Annotated in this window: 18 protein-coding genes; 4 read left to right on the top strand and 14 right to left on the bottom strand. The window is 60.9% G+C overall.

Annotated features, from left to right (window positions below; genetic code table 11):
* Positions 1-147: 147 nt before the first annotated feature.
* The 8 genes from nqrM to ACJ8IN_RS23605 are packed head-to-tail and all read right to left on the bottom strand — an operon-like array spanning position 148 to position 7,257.
* Positions 148-375: a (Na+)-NQR maturation NqrM gene (gene nqrM, locus ACJ8IN_RS23640; RefSeq protein WP_004930244.1), complete on the bottom strand. Its 228-nt coding sequence runs from the start codon at positions 373-375 to the stop codon at positions 148-150.
* A gap of 7 nt (positions 376-382) precedes the next feature.
* Complete coding sequence (locus ACJ8IN_RS23635; protein ID WP_308325447.1) at positions 383-1,414, bottom strand: FAD:protein FMN transferase; 1,032 nt, start codon at positions 1,412-1,414, stop codon at positions 383-385.
* On the bottom strand, positions 1,415-2,638 hold the full coding sequence (nqrF, locus tag ACJ8IN_RS23630; RefSeq protein WP_060422200.1) for an NADH:ubiquinone reductase (Na(+)-transporting) subunit F: 1,224 nt from the start codon (positions 2,636-2,638) through the stop codon (positions 1,415-1,417). It abuts the gene before it with no gap.
* 15 nt (positions 2,639-2,653) lie between these two features.
* On the bottom strand, positions 2,654-3,250 hold the full coding sequence (nqrE, locus tag ACJ8IN_RS23625) for an NADH:ubiquinone reductase (Na(+)-transporting) subunit E (protein WP_004930235.1): 597 nt from the start codon (positions 3,248-3,250) through the stop codon (positions 2,654-2,656).
* 6 nt (positions 3,251-3,256) lie between these two features.
* Positions 3,257-3,886, bottom strand: a complete 630-nt coding sequence (locus ACJ8IN_RS23620) for an NADH:ubiquinone reductase (Na(+)-transporting) subunit D (RefSeq protein ID WP_033653338.1) — start codon at positions 3,884-3,886, stop codon at positions 3,257-3,259.
* Positions 3,879-4,673 carry a Na(+)-translocating NADH-quinone reductase subunit C gene (locus ACJ8IN_RS23615; protein ID WP_015376731.1) on the bottom strand — a complete coding sequence of 265 codons (795 nt, stop codon included), beginning with the start codon at positions 4,671-4,673 and terminating at the stop codon, positions 3,879-3,881. The genes ACJ8IN_RS23620 and ACJ8IN_RS23615 overlap by 8 nt, the downstream gene beginning before the upstream one ends.
* Positions 4,663-5,904, bottom strand: a complete 1,242-nt coding sequence (locus ACJ8IN_RS23610) for an NADH:ubiquinone reductase (Na(+)-transporting) subunit B (RefSeq protein WP_033649926.1) — start codon at positions 5,902-5,904, stop codon at positions 4,663-4,665. Before ACJ8IN_RS23610 ends, ACJ8IN_RS23615 begins: the two co-directional genes overlap by 11 nt.
* Positions 5,905-5,907: 3 nt before the next feature.
* Positions 5,908-7,257 carry a Na(+)-translocating NADH-quinone reductase subunit A gene (locus tag ACJ8IN_RS23605; RefSeq protein ID WP_060422203.1) on the bottom strand — a complete coding sequence of 450 codons (1,350 nt, stop codon included), beginning with the start codon at positions 7,255-7,257 and terminating at the stop codon, positions 5,908-5,910.
* 552 nt (positions 7,258-7,809) lie between these two features.
* Here ACJ8IN_RS23605 and dpaA point away from each other — a divergent pair.
* Positions 7,810-8,580, top strand: coding sequence for a peptidoglycan meso-diaminopimelic acid protein amidase (gene dpaA / locus ACJ8IN_RS23600; RefSeq protein ID WP_033637205.1), 771 nt, complete (start codon positions 7,810-7,812; stop codon positions 8,578-8,580).
* Here the strand turns inward: dpaA and ACJ8IN_RS23595 are convergent.
* Positions 8,515-9,318, bottom strand: coding sequence for a class II glutamine amidotransferase (locus ACJ8IN_RS23595; RefSeq protein WP_025301665.1), 804 nt, complete (start codon positions 9,316-9,318; stop codon positions 8,515-8,517). The two genes, dpaA and ACJ8IN_RS23595, sit on opposite strands and share 66 nt — an antisense overlap.
* 97 nt (positions 9,319-9,415) lie before the next feature.
* On the bottom strand, positions 9,416-9,997 hold the full coding sequence (gene lpcA / locus ACJ8IN_RS23590; protein ID WP_004930220.1) for a D-sedoheptulose 7-phosphate isomerase: 582 nt from the start codon (positions 9,995-9,997) through the stop codon (positions 9,416-9,418).
* Between the two features lie 246 nt (positions 9,998-10,243).
* Here lpcA and fadE point away from each other — a divergent pair, with 246 nt between their 5' ends.
* Entirely contained in the window at positions 10,244-12,700 is a 2,457-nt protein-coding gene (gene fadE, locus ACJ8IN_RS23585) for an acyl-CoA dehydrogenase FadE (protein WP_060387318.1), read from the top strand.
* A gap of 284 nt (positions 12,701-12,984) precedes the next feature.
* Entirely contained in the window at positions 12,985-13,137 is a 153-nt protein-coding gene (locus tag ACJ8IN_RS23580; RefSeq protein ID WP_004930217.1) for a Hok/Gef family protein, read from the top strand.
* Positions 13,138-13,210: 73 nt separating this feature from the next.
* On the opposite strand, the gene mtnK is transcribed toward ACJ8IN_RS23580, so the two are convergent.
* On the bottom strand, positions 13,211-14,410 hold the full coding sequence (gene mtnK, locus ACJ8IN_RS23575; RefSeq protein ID WP_060427842.1) for an S-methyl-5-thioribose kinase: 1,200 nt from the start codon (positions 14,408-14,410) through the stop codon (positions 13,211-13,213).
* A 146-nt stretch (positions 14,411-14,556) separates the two neighbouring features.
* On the opposite strand from mtnK, the gene mtnA reads away from it, so the two are divergent.
* On the top strand, positions 14,557-15,585 hold the full coding sequence (mtnA, locus tag ACJ8IN_RS23570; protein ID WP_047569194.1) for an S-methyl-5-thioribose-1-phosphate isomerase: 1,029 nt from the start codon (positions 14,557-14,559) through the stop codon (positions 15,583-15,585).
* Positions 15,586-15,602: 17 nt separating this feature from the next.
* Here the strand turns inward: mtnA and ACJ8IN_RS23565 are convergent, their stop codons facing one another.
* The 3 genes from ACJ8IN_RS23565 to ACJ8IN_RS23555 are packed head-to-tail and all read right to left on the bottom strand — an operon-like array spanning position 15,603 to position 17,442.
* A complete protein-coding gene (locus tag ACJ8IN_RS23565) occupies positions 15,603-16,145 on the bottom strand; it encodes a 1,2-dihydroxy-3-keto-5-methylthiopentene dioxygenase (RefSeq protein WP_015376726.1) in 543 nt (180 codons plus the stop codon).
* Entirely contained in the window at positions 16,142-16,831 is a 690-nt protein-coding gene (mtnC, locus tag ACJ8IN_RS23560) for an acireductone synthase (protein WP_060422211.1), read from the bottom strand. The genes ACJ8IN_RS23565 and mtnC overlap by 4 nt, the downstream gene beginning before the upstream one ends.
* Positions 16,828-17,442, bottom strand: coding sequence for a methylthioribulose 1-phosphate dehydratase (locus ACJ8IN_RS23555; protein ID WP_060422214.1), 615 nt, complete (start codon positions 17,440-17,442; stop codon positions 16,828-16,830). Before ACJ8IN_RS23555 ends, mtnC begins: the two co-directional genes overlap by 4 nt.
* Positions 17,443-17,582: the final 140 nt, after the last annotated feature.

Genomic DNA, 17,582 nt, shown 5'->3' with positions numbered 1-17,582 from the left:
TTCCTTCTTACTTGTGGTGAGTAAGCTGGAATATTCCGGCATGGGTTTCCTTCAGGCTAGAGCCTCACAGGTTCAATCACCACCTCCTTAGGAGGTGGTTTAAGGCTTACAATAAAAAACCCGGCCAAGGCCGGGTTTTCGCTACAGCTACAGAATGCGGTGTTTGTCCAACTGCTCGCGCCGCTGCGCCGCTTTGGCTTCGCGCTTTTTGCGCGCATCGCAAGGCTCCGGGCAGTCGCAGACTTTCTCCATCCCCAATGCGGTGATGCCGCCGCAGCTGCCCTGCAGGCTTTTGCGTTTGAACACGTAACCCAACGACATCCCGCCGACGATCAGCAGGAATAACACGAAGGTGGCGGCGAATACCGTCAACATAGCAACCTCACGAACGCTTTTTCATATAGGGTTTGAACGCGTCGGAATAGCGCTCCTCAAACCCGTCGGCGGTTTTCACGATCATGAACACCGGAATGCCGAGCAGATTGGCCAACGCCATGCCGCGCTCCGGCCCCATCACGTTCAGGCCGGTGGACAGGCCGTCGGCGGTCATGCAGGCCGGGCTCAGCACGGTGATCGACACCAAACGGTGGTTGATCGGCCGGCCGGTGATCGGATCGATGGTATGCGAATAGCGCACCCCGTCCTGCTCGAAGTAGTTGCGATAGTCACCCGAGGTGGCGATCGACATCTCCCCCGGCTGGATCACCAGCTGCGCCTGCTGCTGCGTACCGGCGGTCGGGCGCTCGATGGCGATGCGCCACGGCTTTTGCTCGCCATTGCGCCCGCGGGTGCGAACTTCACCGCCGATATCCACCATGTAGTCTTTCACGTGTTGCGATTGCAGATACTCCGCCACCACGTCCACGCCGTACCCTTTGGCGATCGACGACAGGTCGACATACAGCTCGGGGATGCTTTTCACCAGCGCGCTGCCCTGCACCGACAGTTTGTCGGCGCCGGTCCAGGCGCGGCGATGCGCCAGCTCCGCCTCGCTCGGCACTTTATCCGGTCGCCCTTCCGGGCCGAAGCCCCACAGGTTGACCAGCGGCCCGACGGTCACGTCCAGCGCGCCATCGGTCACGCGGTTGATGCGCAGCGCTTCGCGCACCACCTTGGCAGTCGCCGGCGAAACCGGGAACGGCCGGTCAATGTCGCGGCTGGCGTTGAAGCGGCTCAGCTCGGAGTCCGGCCGGTAGGTGGACATCTGGTCGTTCACCTGTTCCAGCCGTTTGTCGATCTCCCTCTGCATCTCGCGCGCCGACGGCGTATCGTCGCCGGCCACGTAACGGATCGAATACGAGGTGCCCATGGTTTTACCCGTCAGATCCACCTGTTCCGGCCCGCAGCCGGTCAGCAGCAGGATGGCGCTCAGCGCCACGCCCGTCAGCCAGTTCTTCATCGCCAATGCGCGCATTTAGCCACCAAAGTCATCCAGCATGATGTTCTCGTCTTCGACGCCCAGATCTTTGAGCATCTTGATCACCGCGGCGTTCATCATCGGCGGCCCGCACATGTAAAACTCGCAGTCCTCCGGCGCCGGGTGATTCCTCAGATAGTTCTCCAGCAGAACATTATGGATAAAGCCGGTGTAGCCGGTCCAGTTATCTTCCGGCTGCGGATCCGACAGCGCCACGTGCCAGGTGAAGTTTTCTTTCTCCGCCTGCAGCTGGTTGAAGTCGTCTTCATAGAACATCTCGCGCAGCGAACGCGCGCCGTACCAGAAGGTGATCTTGCGCTTCGAGTTCAGGCGTTTGAGCTGATCGAAGATGTGCGAACGCATCGGCGCCATGCCCGCGCCGCCGCCGATGAAGATCATTTCGGCGTCGGTCTCCTTGGCGAAGAATTCGCCGAACGGCCCGGAGATGGTCACCTTGTCACCCGCCTTCAGCGACCAGATATAGGAAGACATGATGCCCGGCGGCACGTCCGGATTGTTCGGCGGCGGCGTGGCGATACGCACGTTGAGCATGATGATGCCCTTCTCTTCCGGGTAGTTGGCCATCGAGTAGGCGCGCACCGTGGTGTCGTTCACCGTTGAGCGGTAGCGGAACAGGTTGAACTTGTCCCAGTCGCCGCGATACTCCTGCGGCACGTCGAAGTCGGCGTAGCTGATGTCGTGCGCCGGCGCTTCGATCTGGATGAAGCCGCCCGCGCGGAACGGCACGTCTTCGCCATCCGGGATCTTCAGCTTCAGCTCTTTGATAAAGGTGGCTTTGTTATCGTTGGAGATAACCTCGCACTCCCATTTCTTCACGCCGAAGATCTCTTCCGGCAGCTCGATCTTCAGGTTCTGCTTCACGTTCACCTGGCACGCCAGGCGGCAACCCTCTTTCGCTTCGCGCTTGTTGATGTGCGAGAGCTCGGTCGGCAGGATATCGCCGCCGCCCTCTTTGATCACCACCCGGCACTGGCCGCAGGAACCGCCGCCGCCGCAGGCCGAGGAGACGAAGATCCCCTGGCTGGAGAGCACGTTGAGCAGCTTGTCGCCCGCCGGCGCATGGAAGCTCTTATCCAGATCGCCGTTGATCTCCACCGCGATGTCGCCGGTGTTCACCAGCTTCGATTTGGCGAACAGGATCAGCAACACCAGCACCATCACGATGGTGGTGAACATTGCTACGCCTAAAATAATTTCCATAAATTCTTCCCGCCTTTACAACTGAACACCGGAGAAGGACATGAAGCCCAGCGCCATCAGTCCGGTGGTGATAAAGGTAATGCCCAGGCCGCGCAGTCCCGCCGGCACGTTGGCATACTTGAGTTTCTCGCGGATCCCCGCCATGGCGACGATCGCCAGCATCCAGCCGGTGCCGGAGCCGAAGCCGTACACCACCGATTCGGCGAAGTTGTAGTCGCGCTGCACCATGAAGGACACGCCGCCGAAGATGGCGCAGTTCACGGTGATGAGCGGCAGGAAGATGCCGAGCGCGTTATACAGCGACGGGAAGAAGCGATCGAGGATCATCTCCAAAATCTGCACCAGCGCCGCGATCACGCCGATGAAGGTGATGAAGTTGAGGAAGCTCAGATCGACGCCTTCCACCAGCGCGCCGTCGCGCAGGATCAGGTTGTAGACCAGGTTGTTCACCGGCACCGAAATGCCGAGCACGATGGTCACCGCGATGCCCAGGCCAAAGGCGGTCGAGACCTTCTTCGAGACCGCCAGGAAGGTACACATCCCGAGGAAGAACGCCAGCGCCATGTTCTCGACGAACACCGCGCGCACAAACAGGCTGATATAGTGTTCCATCGGCCTTTACTCCTTTTCGATCTGCGCCGGCTTCAGGGTGCGCAGCACCCAGATCAGCAGGCCGATGATGAAGAACGCGCTCGGCGCCAGCAGGAACAGGCCGTTCGGCTGGAACCAGCCGCCGTTCTGCACCGTTTCCAGCACCGGGACGCCGAACAGCTTGCCGGAGCCAATCAGCTCGCGCAGGAAACCGACCAGTACCAGGATCACCCCGTAGCCCAGCCCGTTGCCGATGCCGTCCATAAAACTCTCGATCGGCGGCGACTTCATGGCGTAAGCCTCGGCGCGCCCCATCACGATACAGTTGGTGATGATGAGGCCTACGAACACCGACAGCTGCTTGGAGATCTCGAACGCGTAGGCGCGCAGCAGCTGATCGACCACGATCACCAGCGAGGCGATGATCGCCATCTGCACGATAATGCGCACGCTGTTGGGAATATGGTGACGGATCAGCGAGATGAAGAAACTGGAGAACGCCGTGACCAGCGTCACCGCAATGGTCATCACCACCGCCGTCTCCAGCTTGGTGGTCACCGCCAACGCAGAACAGACGCCCAGCACCTGCAGGGCGATCGGGTTATTGTCGAACAGCGGCCCCAGCAGGACCCGCTTTATCTCTTTGGAATCAGCCATTTTTCAGCGCTCCTTCACGAACTTTTTTCAGGAACGGGCCGAAGCCGTGCTCGCCCAACCAGAAATCAAACGTATGCTGCACGCCGTTGGAGGTCAGCGTGGCACCGGACAGGCCGTCCACCCCATGCACATCCCCCTGACGCGCGCCGCCTTTCACCACGCGGATCGCCGGCTGGCCGTTGTCGTCGAACAGCTGTTTGCCGACCCACTGCTGGCGCCAGGACGGGTTCTCGACCTCGCCGCCCAGCCCCGGGGTTTCCCCCTGGTCGTAGTAGGTGATGCCCTTGACCGTGTTGCCGTCGTTATCCAGCGCCACGAAGGCGTACATCATCGACCACAGACCGGTGCCGTATACCGGCAGCACAATCTTGTTCACCTGGCCGCTTTCGTCGCGCACCAGGTAGATTTCCGCCTGGTTGCTGCGGCGCTTGATGCCGGCCGGATCGTCGCCCGCCGCCAGCGCCACGCTTTTGGCGTCGTCGCGCAGCGCGGCGCCCAGATCGAACGCCGCCGCCTTGCCGGCGACAAACTCGCCGCTGTTCAGATCCACCAGGCGCGGTTCGATGCGCTCGCTGTACAGGCGCTTGACCTGCTCGCTCTCCATTTTCGGCTGCAACAGGCCGGCTACGTCGAGAATATTGCGCTGCTTGTCGAGCAGCTTTTGCTCCTGCTGTTTGGACTTCAGGCCGACGGCGGAGCCCGCCACCACCACTGAACACACCAGACACAGCAGCAGCACTACCAGCAGCGTTTTACCGATGCCGTCGTTTTTCGCTTCATTCGCCACGGGCTTTTCTCCGCTTGATGTTGGCCTGCACCACCAGATAATCGAACAGCGGTGCGAACAGGTTGGCGAACAGGATCGCCAGCATCATGCCTTCCGGATAGGCGGGGTTGACCACCCGGATCAGCACGCACATCACGCCGATCAGAATGCCGTACCACCATTTCCCCTTGTTGGTGAAGGAGGCGGAAACCGGGTCGGTCGCCATAAAGATCATGCCGAAGGCGAAACCGCCCAGCACCAGATGCCAGTACCACGGCATGGCGAACATCGGGTTGGTATCGGAACCAATGGCGTTGAACAACAGGGCGGAAGCCACCATGCCGAGCATTACGCCGGCGACGATGCGCCAGGAGGCCACGCGGCCGAACAGGATAATCGCCCCGCCGATCAGGATCATCAGCGTGGAGACTTCACCGATGGAACCGGGAATGTTGCCGAGGAAGGCGTCCATCCAGCTGATGGACTGGCCGGTGGCCACGTTGCTCAGGCTGTGCGCCCCGCCTGCGCTCCACTGCGCCAGCGGCGTCGCGCCGGAGAAACCGTCCGCAGAGGTCCACACCAGATCGCCGGAGATCTGCGCCGGGTAGGCGAAGAACAGGAAGGCGCGGCCGGCCAACGCCGGGTTGAGGAAGTTGCGCCCGGTGCCGCCGAAGATCTCTTTGGCCACCACCACGCCGAAGGTGATACCCAGCGCGGCCTGCCACAGCGGCAGGGTCGGCGGCACGATCAGCGCGAACAGGATAGAGGTGACGAAGAAGCCTTCGTTGACCTCATGCTTGCGGATAATGGCGAACAGCACTTCCCAGAAGCCGCCGACGACAAACACCACGGCGTAGATCGGCAGGAAGTAACAGGCGCCCAGCACCATCTTGCTGACCCAGCCGGCGTCGGCCGCCAGCGAGGCGCCGAGCCACTGCGCCAGGCGATAATGCCAGTCGCCCGCCAGCACCTGTTGCAGCTCGTCGCCGCTGTACAGATGGTGCAGCGCCGGGATCGCCTGTTGGCCGACGTTGTACATGCCCCAGAACATCGCCGGGAACACCGCCAGCCACACCAGGATCATCATGCGTTTCAAATCGATGGCGTCGCGCACGTGCGAAGCGCCGCGCGTCACCGTGCCGGGGGTGTAAAACACCGTGGTAGTCGCTTCATACAGCGGGTACCACTTTTCCAGTTTGCCGCCCGGCGTGAAGTGATGCTCTATCTTCTCAAAATAATTCTTCAGGCCCATCGGTTATCCTTCCTGCTCAATCTTGGTCAGCACCTCGCGCAGCACCGGCGCGTACTCATACTTGCCGGGGCAAACGAAGGTGCACAGCGCCAGATCTTCCTCGTCCAGCTCCAGACAGCCCAGCGCCTGCGCGCTGTCGCTGTCGCCCGCCAGCAGATCGCGCAGCAGCAGCGTCGGCAAAATATCCAGCGGCATCACCCGCTCGTAGTTGCCGATCGGCACCATGGCGCGTTCGCCGCCGTTAGTGGTGGTCGAGAAGGCGAACAGTTTGTTCTTCAGGAAGTGGCCCAGCGTGGTGCGGGTAATGGAGAACTTGTTCGGCGAAGGCACGATCCAACCGAACAGCTCTTTGTCGCGCCCTTCTTCCAGCACCGACACCTGCGAGTGGAAGCGGCCGAGCCAGGCGTTCGGCCCGGTGGCGTGCATGCCGTTCAGCACCGAACCTGAGATCACCCGATTCTCGCCGTTTTTCAGGCGGCCGGCGGTCAGCTCATCGAGGCTGGCCCCCAGGCGGGTGCGCAGCAGCGCTGGCTGCGCCACCTGCGGCCCGGCCAGCGCCACGACCCGGCGGGTATCGAGCTGACCGGTGGTAAACAGCGTGCCGATGGCGATGACGTCCTGATAGCCGATGTGCCAAACGGTTTTCTTCAGGCTGACCGGTTCAAGGAAGTGAATGTGCGTCCCCACCAGCCCGGCGGGGTGCGGGCCGGCAAATTCGCTGTAGGCGATCTGCGGGCTGCTCTGCTGGCCAACGGAGGCACCGGCGGCGTGGCATACGTGCACCTTGCCCGCCGTCAGGCGCGCCAACACCAGCAGCCCGGCGTTGAACGCCGCCTGCTGTTCGGCGATGATCACCTGCGGATCGGCGGCCAACGGCCGGGTATCCATCGCGGTGACGAAAATGGCGCGCGCCTCGCTGCCGGGGCTCGGCGTTTTGCTGAACGGACGGGTGCGCAGCGCGGTCCACAGGCCGCTGGCGATCAGTTCACTCTCGACCTGTTCGCGCGGCAGCTGAGCCAACTCACCCAGCGGGTAATGCGCAAACTCGAGCTGATCGTCACCGCCGTTTTCCAGCGCAATCACCACCGATTGCAATACGCGCCGCTCGCCGCGGTTAATCGCGGCGATGCGGCCGCTGGCGGGAGCCGTGAAGAAAACCCCGGGGTTTTTCTTATCTTCGAACAACGCCTGGCCTTTCTTAACGGTATCGCCTTCCTGCACCAGCATGGAGGGACGCATTCCGACATACTCTTCCCCAAGCAGGGCAACATGCTGAATGTTCGGGCCGTCTTGGATCGCCTGAACCGGGGCTCCGGCTATCGGCAGATCTAACCCTTTTCTGATCTTAATCATAGGATTTATACGATGTAGTTTGGTTTACACGTCTGCCCGGCCCCAGAGGCGGGTGCTGACGATGCCAGGATTGCCGGGCAGTGCGCATGGCGGCACGCCCAACATGAACTTTCTCGCAGTGAAAAACTGGGGTAACGCGCATTCCCTTGATTCCCCCTTTCCGTTGTTAGCGCGACGGTCGATATGTTAACGGCCTGTAGCCAAATAACCATCAAAATGGCCGGGTTATATGCCATAACTCCTGCCGCTTCAATCGCCACAGCGCGTTAAATTGAAGGGGGAATATTAACATTGTTCGCAACATTGTTCTGCGTTCCGTCGTGACTTGGGTCAAGCAAACGCAATTAAATTTCGCCTGTTTTTCACTACTTATCGTTAAAATCTGCCGGTCATTTCACTTTTATCGAGCTTTGTCGTTTTTTTATACATATCACGTATTGCTAAAAATAAACGCGCTGGTAATCTGGCGGTGTTTTGCAGCAGTAAAAACAATATCAGTGGCATGCCGACCAACGTCATTGCGCCGGCAAATAAATATAAGCAGGAATAATAATGAGCAAAATCGCGCTGTTGTTTGCGATGCTTGTTTCTATGCCGATGATCACGGCCTGCAGCGCCAGCGAGCAGGTACCCGAAGCGCCGGTAGTTAAACAGCAATTATTGGGTTCGCCGGTCTATATTCAGATCTTCAAAGAGGAACGCAAGCTGGAATTGTATGCCAAAATGGGCAATGAATTCCGCCTGGTCAACACGTTCCCGATCTGTAATTTCTCCGGCGGGCTGGGTCCTAAACGCCGTGAAGGCGACTTTAAAAGTCCGGAAGGCTTTTATAGCGTTGACGCGCGCCATCTGAAACCCGACAGCAAGTATTATCGGGCGATCAATATCGGTTTCCCTAATGATTACGATAAGTCGCAGGGCTATTCCGGCGCTTATCTGATGATCCACGGCGAATGTAAATCGATTGGCTGTTACGCGATGACCAACACCTATATGGACGAGATCTATCGCTACGTCGAAGCCGCCTTCGCCTATGGCCAAAGCCGCGTCAACATCAGCATTTACCCGTTCCGCATGACCGAGCAAAACCTCAAGCGCCATGCGTCATCCAGCTATATCGCCTTCTGGCGCCAGCTGAAGCCGGGCTACGATTACTTCGCGAAGAACCACCAGCCGCCGACAATGGGCGTGGTCAATGGCCAGTACGTCTTGGGTCAACCGTTGATGAGCAGCGGCGGCATGATGACGCAGTACGCGTCAGCCAGCCCGACGCCCAACACCAATCCCTTCGCTCAGAACAAGCCGCTCACCGAAGTGAAATAACGCGAATTCGCCTGGCTCAATCTTGTGCCAGGTTTCGTTGGCGGTCAGCGGTTGGGTGGCGATCACCGTGACCACATCGTTCGGTGTGGTCTGCTGCTGAAAATCGATTTCCACGTCCTGATCGAGCAGCGTCGCCTTGCCGAACGGCGCGCGGCGCGTGATCCAATACAGGTTGGTGGAACAATAGGCCATCACGAAGCGCCCGTCCGACAACAGCATGTTGAACACCCCCTTCTTGCGCAGCTGGTTCGCCAACAGGCCGATATAGCGGAAAACCGCCGGCCATTGGCTCGGGGTGCGCGGGTATTTCAGCGCCAGCTGATGCAGCAGCCAGCAGAACGCGTATTCGCTGTCGGTCTGGCCGACCGGGCGAAACGTGCCGGTATCCAGCTGACGATAGCCTTTCAATTGGCCGTTGTGAGCGTAGGTCCAGTTGCGGCCCCACAGTTCGCGGGTGAACGGGTGGGTGTTTTCCAGCGCCACCTCGCCGCGATTGGCCTGGCGAATATGGGACACCACCGCGCAGGATTTGATCGGATAGTCCTGCACCAGGCGGGCGATCGGCGAGTTGAAGCTCGGCTGCGGATCCTTGAATGTGCGGCAGCCGTTCCCTTCATAGAAGGTAATGCCCCAGCCATCCTTATGCGGCCCGGTGCGGCCGCCGCGCTGTACCAGGCCGGTAAAGCTGAAGCAGATATCGGTCGGTACGTTTGCGCTCATCCCGAGCAGTTCACACATCGCCAGCACTCCTTAACCACACTGACACAGGCTGTGCGGGCGCAGCATGCGGCGCCCGCCGTCTTATTCATGGGGAGCCGCAGCTCCCCGCAGGCTATCAAGCCTTAACCATCTCTTTTTCGATCAGCTGAATCAAGATGTGAATCGCTTTAATGTGGATTTCCTGAATGCGGTCGGCGTAGCCGAAGTGCGGCACGCGAATTTCCACATCGGCGGAACCCGCCATCTTGCCGCCGTCCTTGCCGGTCAGGGTGATCACTTTCATCCCCTTGGCGCGCGCCGCGTCGATGGCTTTGATGATGTTGCCGGAATTGCCGGAGGTGGAAATGCCCAGCAGCACGTCGCCTTCGCGGCCTACCGCTTCCACATAGCGAGAGAACACGTACTCATAGCCGAAGTCGTTGCTGACGCAGGACAGGTGGCTCACGTCCGAGATGGCAATCGCCGGGTAGCCCGGGCGGTTTTCACGGTAGCGGCCGGTCAGCTCTTCGGCGAAGTGCATCGCGTCGCAATGGGAACCGCCATTGCCGCAGGAAATCACTTTACCGCCGGCTTTGAAGGAATCCGCCAGCAGCACCGCGGCGCGTTGGATGGCGTCGATATTGGCGTCGTCATTGATAAATTTCGCCAGGGTATCAGCCGCTTCGTTCAGTTCACTGCGAATAAGGTCGTGGTACATGAGGAACCTCTTGTTATCGTCAAATCTTCCGCTCCGCAGTGTACCGGATCGCGGAAACAGCGAGAAGCATTCTCAGCCAAACAGCGCGCCGGTTAAGAAAGCGGAGAGGTTTTTGATGATTGGTGCTGTCAGTTTGTGACCTGAGTTGTAATTAAACTGTAAACGCATTGATAAAAATTCTGCCTTGTACTAAAACCTATTACATACACACAACAGGTCAGACCTCTTACTACTTCGGAGCTTCTTATGATGGTTCTTAGTATCGTCGTTTTCCTGGCTCTCCTCGGCGTGGTGTTCTACCACCGAGTGAACCTTACCCTCAGCAGCCTGATCCTGGTGGCGTACACCGCCGCCATGGGTGCGATCGGCCTGTGGAGCTTCTGGCTGTTGCTGCCGCTGGCTATCGTGCTGCTGCCGCTGAACCTTTCCTCTGTGCGCCGTTCCCTGCTCTCCGCGCCGGCGCTGCGCGCCTTCCGCAAGGTGATGCCGCCGATGTCCACCACCGAGAAGGAAGCGATCGACGCCGGCACCACCTGGTGGGAAGGCGATCTGTTCCGCGGCGCGCCGGACTGGAACAAGCTGCACAGCTACCCGAAACCGCGCCTGACGGAAGAAGAGCAGGCGTTTATCGACGGCCCGGTGGAAGAAGCCTGCCGCATGGCCAACGACTTCCAGATCACCCACGAACTGGCCGATCTGCCACCTGAACTCTGGGCATACCTGAAAGAACACCGTTTCTTCGCGATGATCATCAAGAAAGAGTACGGCGGTCTGGAATTCTCTCCTTATGCTCAGGCGATGGTGCTGCAAAAACTGGCCGGCGTTTCCGGCATCCTGGCGATCACCGTCGGCGTGCCGAACTCCCTCGGCCCAGGCGAACTGCTGCAGCACTACGGTACCGAAGAACAGAAAAACCACTATCTGCCGGGCCTGGCGCGCGGCGACGAGATCCCTTGCTTCGCGCTGACCAGCCCGGAAGCGGGTTCCGATGCCGGCGCCATTCCGGACGTGGGCACCGTGTGCATGGGCGACTGGCAAGGCAAGCAGGTGCTGGGCATGCGCCTGACCTGGAACAAGCGCTACATCACGCTGGCGCCGGTCGCCACCGTACTGGGCCTGGCGTTCAAACTGCATGACCCGAACCGCCTGCTGAGCGACAACGAATCCCCGGGCATCACCTGTGCGCTGATCCCGACCAGCACGCCGGGCGTGGAAATCGGCAACCGCCACTTCCCGCTGAACGTGCCGTTCCAGAACGGCCCGACCCGCGGCACCGACGTGTTCGTCCCGATCGATTACATTATCGGCGGGCCGAAAATGGCCGGCCAGGGCTGGCGGATGCTGGTTGAGTGTCTGTCGGTCGGTCGCGGCATCACCCTGCCGTCCAACTCTACCGGCAGCCTGAAATCCATCGCCCTGGCGACCGGCGCCTACGCGCACATTCGCCGTCAGTTCAAGATCTCCATCGGCAAGATGGAAGGCATCGAAGAGCCGTTGGCGCGCATCGCCGGCAACACCTATGTGATGGACGCCGCCGCTTCGCTGATCACCTATGCGCTGGTTCAGGGCGAGAAGCCGGCCGTGCTGTCGGCCATCGTCAAATACCACTGTACGCACCGCGGCCAGCAGTCGATCGTTGACGCCATGGACATCGCCGGCGGTAAAGGCATCATGCTGGGCGAATCCAACTTCCTGGCTCGCGCCTATCAGGGCGCACCGATCGCCATCACGGTGGAAGGCGCGAACATCCTGACCCGCACCATGATGATCTTCGGCCAGGGCGCGATCCGCTGCCATCCTTATGTGCTGGATGAAATGGCGGCGGCGCAGAACAACGATCTGAACGCCTTCGATAAATCGCTGTTCGGCCATCTGGGCCACGTCGGCAGCAACAAGGTACGCAGCTTCTGGCTGGGCCTGACCAACGGCCGCACCAGCGCCACGCCGACCAAGGACGCGACCCGTCGTTACTATCAGCAGTTGAACCGCCTGAGCGCCAACCTGGCGTTGCTGTCAGACGTTTCCATGGGCGTGCTGGGCGGCAGCCTGAAGCGCCGCGAGCGCATCTCCGCTCGCCTGGGGGACATCCTCAGCCAGATGTATTTGGCTTCCGCCGTGCTGAAACGCTTTGACGACGAAGGCCGTCAGAAAGAAGATCTGCCGCTGGTGCATTGGGGCGTGCAAGACAGCCTGCATAAAGCCGAACAGGCGCTGGATGACCTGCTGCGCAACTTCCCGAACCGCTTTATCGCCGGCGCGCTGCGCTTCGTGGTCTTCCCGTTTGGCCGCGTGCATACCGCACCGTCCGACCGTCTGGATCACCAGTTGGCCAAGATCCTGCAGGTGCCTTCCGCCACCCGCAGCCGTCTGGGGCGCGGTCAGTACCTGACGCCGAGCGAGCATAACCCAATCGGCCTGCTGGAAGCGGCGCTGGCCGACGTGATGGCCGCCGAGCCGATTCACGAGCGTCTGTGCAAGGCGGCCGGCAAAAACCTGCCGTTCACCCGTCTGGATCGTTTGGCGGAACGCGCGCTGGAAGAAGGCAAGATCAGCGCCGACGAGGCGAAGATCCTGGTGAAAGCCGAAGAGAGCCGCCTGCGCTCCATCAACGTGGACGACTTTGCGCCGGATGCGCTGGCGGCCGCCAAGCCGGAAAAGCCGGCGGCGCAGTCTAAGCGCCAACAGCAAACCGAAGCGGCTTAACGTTCACTTCACGCATCCAAGGGGCGATCATCATCGCCCCTTTTTCTTTTGCTTTCATGACAACCTGCGCACCGCGCCGCAGGTTGGCGCAGCGGCGGATTTCACGGGAAGGAAGTTCGAGTAGACTGCGCGGCGGGTGCTCTGGATCTTTCTGTCCGGAGCCTTGGCAAAGGAGAGAAAGAGAAAGGCCCCGAGTCGATATTATCAACCCGAGGCCACTCTGATGCCCAACAACATCAGGTTAGCCTCTTACCCGCCGCAAGGCAAGGATAGGGAGGTCAAAAATGCAGCAAAAACGGGTCGTACTTAAACTGGTGATCGTCTGTATGACGCTGATCGCGTTCATCTGGCTAACCCGCGGTTCGCTGTGCGAACTGCGCATCAGGCTGGGAGACTCGGAGGTTGCGGCCACTTTGGCTTACGAATCCGAACGGTAAGGCAACCCAACGGCGGGGTTCGCCCCGCCCGTTGGCTGATGGTGTCAGGCAAGATCCACGAGCACCCGCCTTTTCAGCCCTGCTGACGAATGCGCGCCAACAGCGCGTCAATATGCTCGATCTGCGGCGCATTGACGATCAGCGTGCGCCCCAATCCCAGCGCATGGCGCTGACAGTCGAGGCGCATATCAGCGTCGGCGATGCTGTCCAGATCGGCGACGTGCGCCAGGCCGATGGTGCGCCGAATCAGTTCGGTGCCGCAGTACCCGACCGCATCGGTCCAGACCTGTTGCAGGAACAGCTCGGCGTAACCCGGCGTCGCCAGCGCCGCATCCCGGCTTTGCTGATGGCACAAAGCCAAAAAGCGATCGGCGAAGATCAGCCATAGCTCGCGCACATCCTGCAGGCGCTGCTCGCGCCCGGCGGCGGCGTCGCGCGGCCCGAACAGCCCCGGCAGCCCACAATAGTTGAGCAGCAGGTTGCCTAACGCAGTACCGATATCGAAACCGATCGGGCCGTAGAAGCCGAATTCGGCGTCGATCGCTTTCAACCGGCCTTCCGCCACGAAGATCGAACCGCTGTGAATATCCCCGTGCAACAGCGCCTCTGCCTTGGTGAGGAAGCGATGTTTCAGGCCGGCGACCGCCAGCTTCAGCGGCGCATCCTCACGCAGCGCCTGCACCTGCGGCAACAGCGCCGCCTCGAACTGATTGCGCTCATGGTCGATATAGGGATCGGTAAAGAACAGGTCTTCGGTGATCTGGCACAGTTCGGGGTTGGTGAAACGTCTGACTTCCGCTTTCTTCTGCTGCGCCGACTGATAAAAATCGGAGGTGTGGAACAGCGTCTGCGCCAGGTATTCCGCCAACTGCCCGGCCGCCAGCGGGTGATAGTTGCCCTGCACCAGCTCACTGCGCCAGATGCGATGATCGGAGAGATCTTCCTGCACCATTACCGCCAATTCGGGATCGTGATGCAAGACTTTTACCGTATGCCGCGGGCAGAAACCGCCGTGAACCCGCAGCGTTTCCGCTTCGATGCGCGCCCGATCCAGCGTCAGCGGCCAGGATTCGCCCACGCAGCGCACGTAGGGCAGCGCCTGTTTGACGATCACCCGGCTCACGCCTTCGCGATCGCGGATCTTGAACACCAGGTTCAGGTTGCCGTCACCGATCTCGTCGGCGCTCACCAGCGCCTGCGGATCGGCCACCTGCCCGTATTGGCGGGCATATTCAACGGCATCGGCAGCCGTAAACGTACGATAAAGCGACATTCCCCAACCCCTCTGTTCTCTCTCACTGACCCCAGCGATTCTGTTTATTTAGACGTAAAAGCATTTGGACGTCTATACATCTGGAAGTCATGTTGGCAGAATAGCGTTTCAGATGCAATAACCACGCAACAAGGAATTAACCGCCGATGCAAGCGCTTAACACCACCAGCTTGACCCTGCAGGACAACCGCCTTTGGATCCTCGATCAGCAAGCCCTGCCGCAGGAAAAGCGGTGGCGCGCCTGCGACAGCGTGGAGGAACTGGTCGGACACATTCACAGCCTGCGGGTGCGCGGCGCGCCGCTGATCGGGCTGTCCGCCAGCCTGCTGTTGGCGCTGCTGGCGGAACGCGGTCTGCCGCGCGCCGAGCTGGAGCGGGCGCTGCACACACTGCGCGCCGCTCGCCCGACGGCGGTCAACCTGATGAATAATCTGGATCGCATGAAGCTGGCGCTGGCGGAGCCTGATTGGGCGCCGGCGATGGTGAACGAAGCGCTGCGGTTGGTGGAAGAGGATCGCCGGCTGTGCGATCGCATCGCCGATCACGGCGCTGGGCTGGTCAAGCCCGGCAGCCGCCTGCTGACCCACTGCAATACCGGCGGATTGGCCACCGCCGGCGTCGGCACCGCCATCGGCGTGCTGCTGCACGCCCACCGGCAGGGCAAAGTGCAACAGGTATGGGTCGATGAAACCCGGCCGCTGCTGCAGGGCGGCCGTCTGACCGCCTGGGAATTGGGCGAGCTGGGCATTCCCTATCGCCTGATCTGCGATTCGATGGCCGCCAGCCTGATGGCGCAGGGCCAGGTCGATGCGGTATGGGTCGGCGCGGATCGCATCGCCGCCAACGGCGACGTCGCCAACAAGATTGGCACCTACAGCCTGGCGGTGCTGGCGCACTATCACGGCATCCCGTTCTACGTGGCCGCCCCGCACACCACCCACGATCCGCACTGCCCGGACGGCGCAGCCATCCCGATCGAGCAGCGCGCGGCGGCCGAAGTCACCGGCGTTTCAGGTAGCTTCGGCGCCTGCCAGTGGGCGCCGAACGATGCGCCGGTCTACAATCCGGCGTTCGACGTCACGCCGGCGAAGCTCATCAGCGGATGGATATTCGACAGCGGCGTGATTACGCCGCAGCAGGTTGAAGCGGGGATTTTCCAGCGGGCGTTGGGTTAACGCCCGCCCATCGGCACTCAGTCCAAACGCGGATAAGCATCGGCGATCTTGTCGCCGGTGAAATGCGCCACCCAGCCTTCCGGGTTGTCGAACACCCGGATCGCGGTAAAGTGCGGCGCCGATCCCATATCGAACCAGTGCCGGGTATTGGCCGGCACCGAGATCAGATCGTTCTTTTCACACAGGATCTGGAAGATCTTGCCGTCCAGATGCAGGCAAAACAGCCCTGCGCCCTCGACGAAAAAGCGCACTTCATCTTCGCCGTGCGTATGTTCGGACAGGAATTTTTCACGCAGCGCCTGGCGTTGCTCATGGTCCGGCCGCATGCTGATCACGTCCCAGCTCTGGTAACCCTTTTCCGCCACCAGCCGGTCGATCTCATGCTGGTAGGCCGCGATCACCGCCTCCGGCTGCGGATTGTCGCCCAGCTCGCGATCCGCCTGCCAGCGCTCAAAGCGCACGCCGATCTGCGCCAACTGCCGCTGGATCTCCTGCGCATCACGGCTCTGCCACAGCGGTTGCTGCGGCGCTGTATCGCTGAAAATGGTCAATCCACTCATGAGACGAACTCCCCTAAATCGATACGATCAAAACGGTTAACCTGCGGATGCCGGCTCTGCGCGTCCGCGTCATCGCGGATCAGCTGGCAGGTATGCCAGCCGGCGGTCTGCGCCGCATCCAGCTCCTGGCGGATGTCGGACAAAAACAGCAGCTCGTCGGGCGCGATGCCGATAGCCTGCGCGATGTTGCGGTACGACGCGGTTTCACGCTTGGCGCCGACGTGCGTATCGAAATAGCCGCTGAACAGCGGCTGCAGATCGCCCGCGTCGCTGTGGCCGAACAGCAGCTTCTGCGCCTCCACCGAACCGGAGGAATAAACGTAAAGTTTCACCCCCTGCCGCTGCCAGGCGGCCAACTGCCCGGCGACTTCCGGATACAGATGCCCGCGGAAATCACCCTCGCGGTAGCCGCTGCGCCAGATGATGCCCTGCAGCGCCTTGAGTGCGGTGGATTTGCGGTCTTCATCCATAAAGCGGTACAGCGCGGCGATCAGCACGTCGAGATCGGCCTGCGGTTGGCCAATTTCAGCGCGCAGCGCCGCCAGCGGTGCGGCGACTTCGCTCTCAGCGGCATGGCGGCGTACAAAATCCGCCAGCCGTTCGCGGGCATAAGGAAACAGTACCTGATGCACGAAGCGAATATCGCTGGTGGTGCCTTCTATATCGGTCACGATGGCGCGGATCATTTCGCCTCCAGTAAGCGGCGTTGCAGTTCACACTGGAACAAGAATTCCAGCCCTTCAAGATGGCGGCGAGCTTCCGCCACCTGGCTTCCCCAACAATACAGACCGTGGCCGCGCACCAGAAAGCCGTATTGCAGCGGCGTGGCCTCGGCATAGGCCGCCACGCGCGCAGCCAGCCGGGGAATGTCCTGATCGTTGTCAAAAATGGGGATCGCCACGCGGTCCAGGTGGCTGCGCTGGCCGGCCAGCGACTTCTGCATTTCGTACCCCTGCAGCACCAGCGCATCGCCGCGTTCCACCCGCGACAGGACGGTAGCGTTGACAGAATGGGTATGCAGCACCGCGCCGATATGCGCAGACAGGCGATAGAGCAGCGTATGCAGCCCGGTCTCCGCCGACGGCGTGCGGCCGCTCGGCACATGATTGTCGGCAATATCCACCCGCAGAAAATCGGCGGCGCTCAGGCTACCCTTGTCTTTGCCGGACTCGGTGACCAGGCACTGACGTTCGTCCAGGCGCAGCGACATGTTGCCGCCGGTCGCCGGGCACCAGCCTTTGTCGCCAATCCAGTGGCAGGCCGCCAGCAATGCGGTAAGTTGCGGATTATCCGTCATTATTATCGTTTCCCGTTTGGTAAGGCGGCCGGCAGAAGAAGCTTTGCCTGCCGCGTGGCGGGCTAAGCATTTTTTCGCATTTAGCCATCTAAGCGTCTTGATTGCCAAATACTAGCATCGTGTTATATTGACGGCAATAT

This window comes from Serratia sp. CY31944 (genome assembly GCF_052169175.1).
Classification (GTDB): Bacteria; Pseudomonadota; Gammaproteobacteria; order Enterobacterales; family Enterobacteriaceae; genus Serratia; species Serratia sarumanii.
The sequence above is the reverse complement of the archived record's forward strand: the minus strand, read 5'-3'. Positions and strand labels throughout refer to the sequence as shown.

What these genes read in the sequence shown, in the direction of transcription:
- ACJ8IN_RS23605 (WP_060422203.1), bottom strand. Translation starts at nt 7,257, where the DNA reads ATGATTAAGATCAGAAAAGGGTTAGATCTGCCGATAGCCGGAGCCCCG.
- dpaA (WP_033637205.1), top strand. Translation starts at nt 7,810, where the DNA reads ATGAGCAAAATCGCGCTGTTGTTTGCGATGCTTGTTTCTATGCCGATG.
- ACJ8IN_RS23565 (WP_015376726.1), bottom strand. Translation starts at nt 16,145, where the DNA reads ATGAGTGGATTGACCATTTTCAGCGATACAGCGCCGCAGCAACCGCTG.
- ACJ8IN_RS23595 (WP_025301665.1), bottom strand. Translation starts at nt 9,318, where the DNA reads ATGTGTGAACTGCTCGGGATGAGCGCAAACGTACCGACCGATATCTGC.
- ACJ8IN_RS23635 (WP_308325447.1), bottom strand. Translation starts at nt 1,414, where the DNA reads ATGCGCGCATTGGCGATGAAGAACTGGCTGACGGGCGTGGCGCTGAGC.
- mtnC (WP_060422211.1), bottom strand. Translation starts at nt 16,831, where the DNA reads ATGATCCGCGCCATCGTGACCGATATAGAAGGCACCACCAGCGATATT.
- nqrF (WP_060422200.1), bottom strand. Translation starts at nt 2,638, where the DNA reads ATGGAAATTATTTTAGGCGTAGCAATGTTCACCACCATCGTGATGGTG.
- mtnK (WP_060427842.1), bottom strand. Translation starts at nt 14,410, where the DNA reads ATGTCGCTTTATCGTACGTTTACGGCTGCCGATGCCGTTGAATATGCC.
- ACJ8IN_RS23555 (WP_060422214.1), bottom strand. Translation starts at nt 17,442, where the DNA reads ATGACGGATAATCCGCAACTTACCGCATTGCTGGCGGCCTGCCACTGG.
- ACJ8IN_RS23580 (WP_004930217.1), top strand. Translation starts at nt 12,985, where the DNA reads ATGCAGCAAAAACGGGTCGTACTTAAACTGGTGATCGTCTGTATGACG.
- ACJ8IN_RS23620 (WP_033653338.1), bottom strand. Translation starts at nt 3,886, where the DNA reads ATGGCTGATTCCAAAGAGATAAAGCGGGTCCTGCTGGGGCCGCTGTTC.
- nqrM (WP_004930244.1), bottom strand. Translation starts at nt 375, where the DNA reads ATGTTGACGGTATTCGCCGCCACCTTCGTGTTATTCCTGCTGATCGTC.
- ACJ8IN_RS23610 (WP_033649926.1), bottom strand. Translation starts at nt 5,904, where the DNA reads ATGGGCCTGAAGAATTATTTTGAGAAGATAGAGCATCACTTCACGCCG.
- nqrE (WP_004930235.1), bottom strand. Translation starts at nt 3,250, where the DNA reads ATGGAACACTATATCAGCCTGTTTGTGCGCGCGGTGTTCGTCGAGAAC.
- mtnA (WP_047569194.1), top strand. Translation starts at nt 14,557, where the DNA reads ATGCAAGCGCTTAACACCACCAGCTTGACCCTGCAGGACAACCGCCTT.
- fadE (WP_060387318.1), top strand. Translation starts at nt 10,244, where the DNA reads ATGATGGTTCTTAGTATCGTCGTTTTCCTGGCTCTCCTCGGCGTGGTG.
- lpcA (WP_004930220.1), bottom strand. Translation starts at nt 9,997, where the DNA reads ATGTACCACGACCTTATTCGCAGTGAACTGAACGAAGCGGCTGATACC.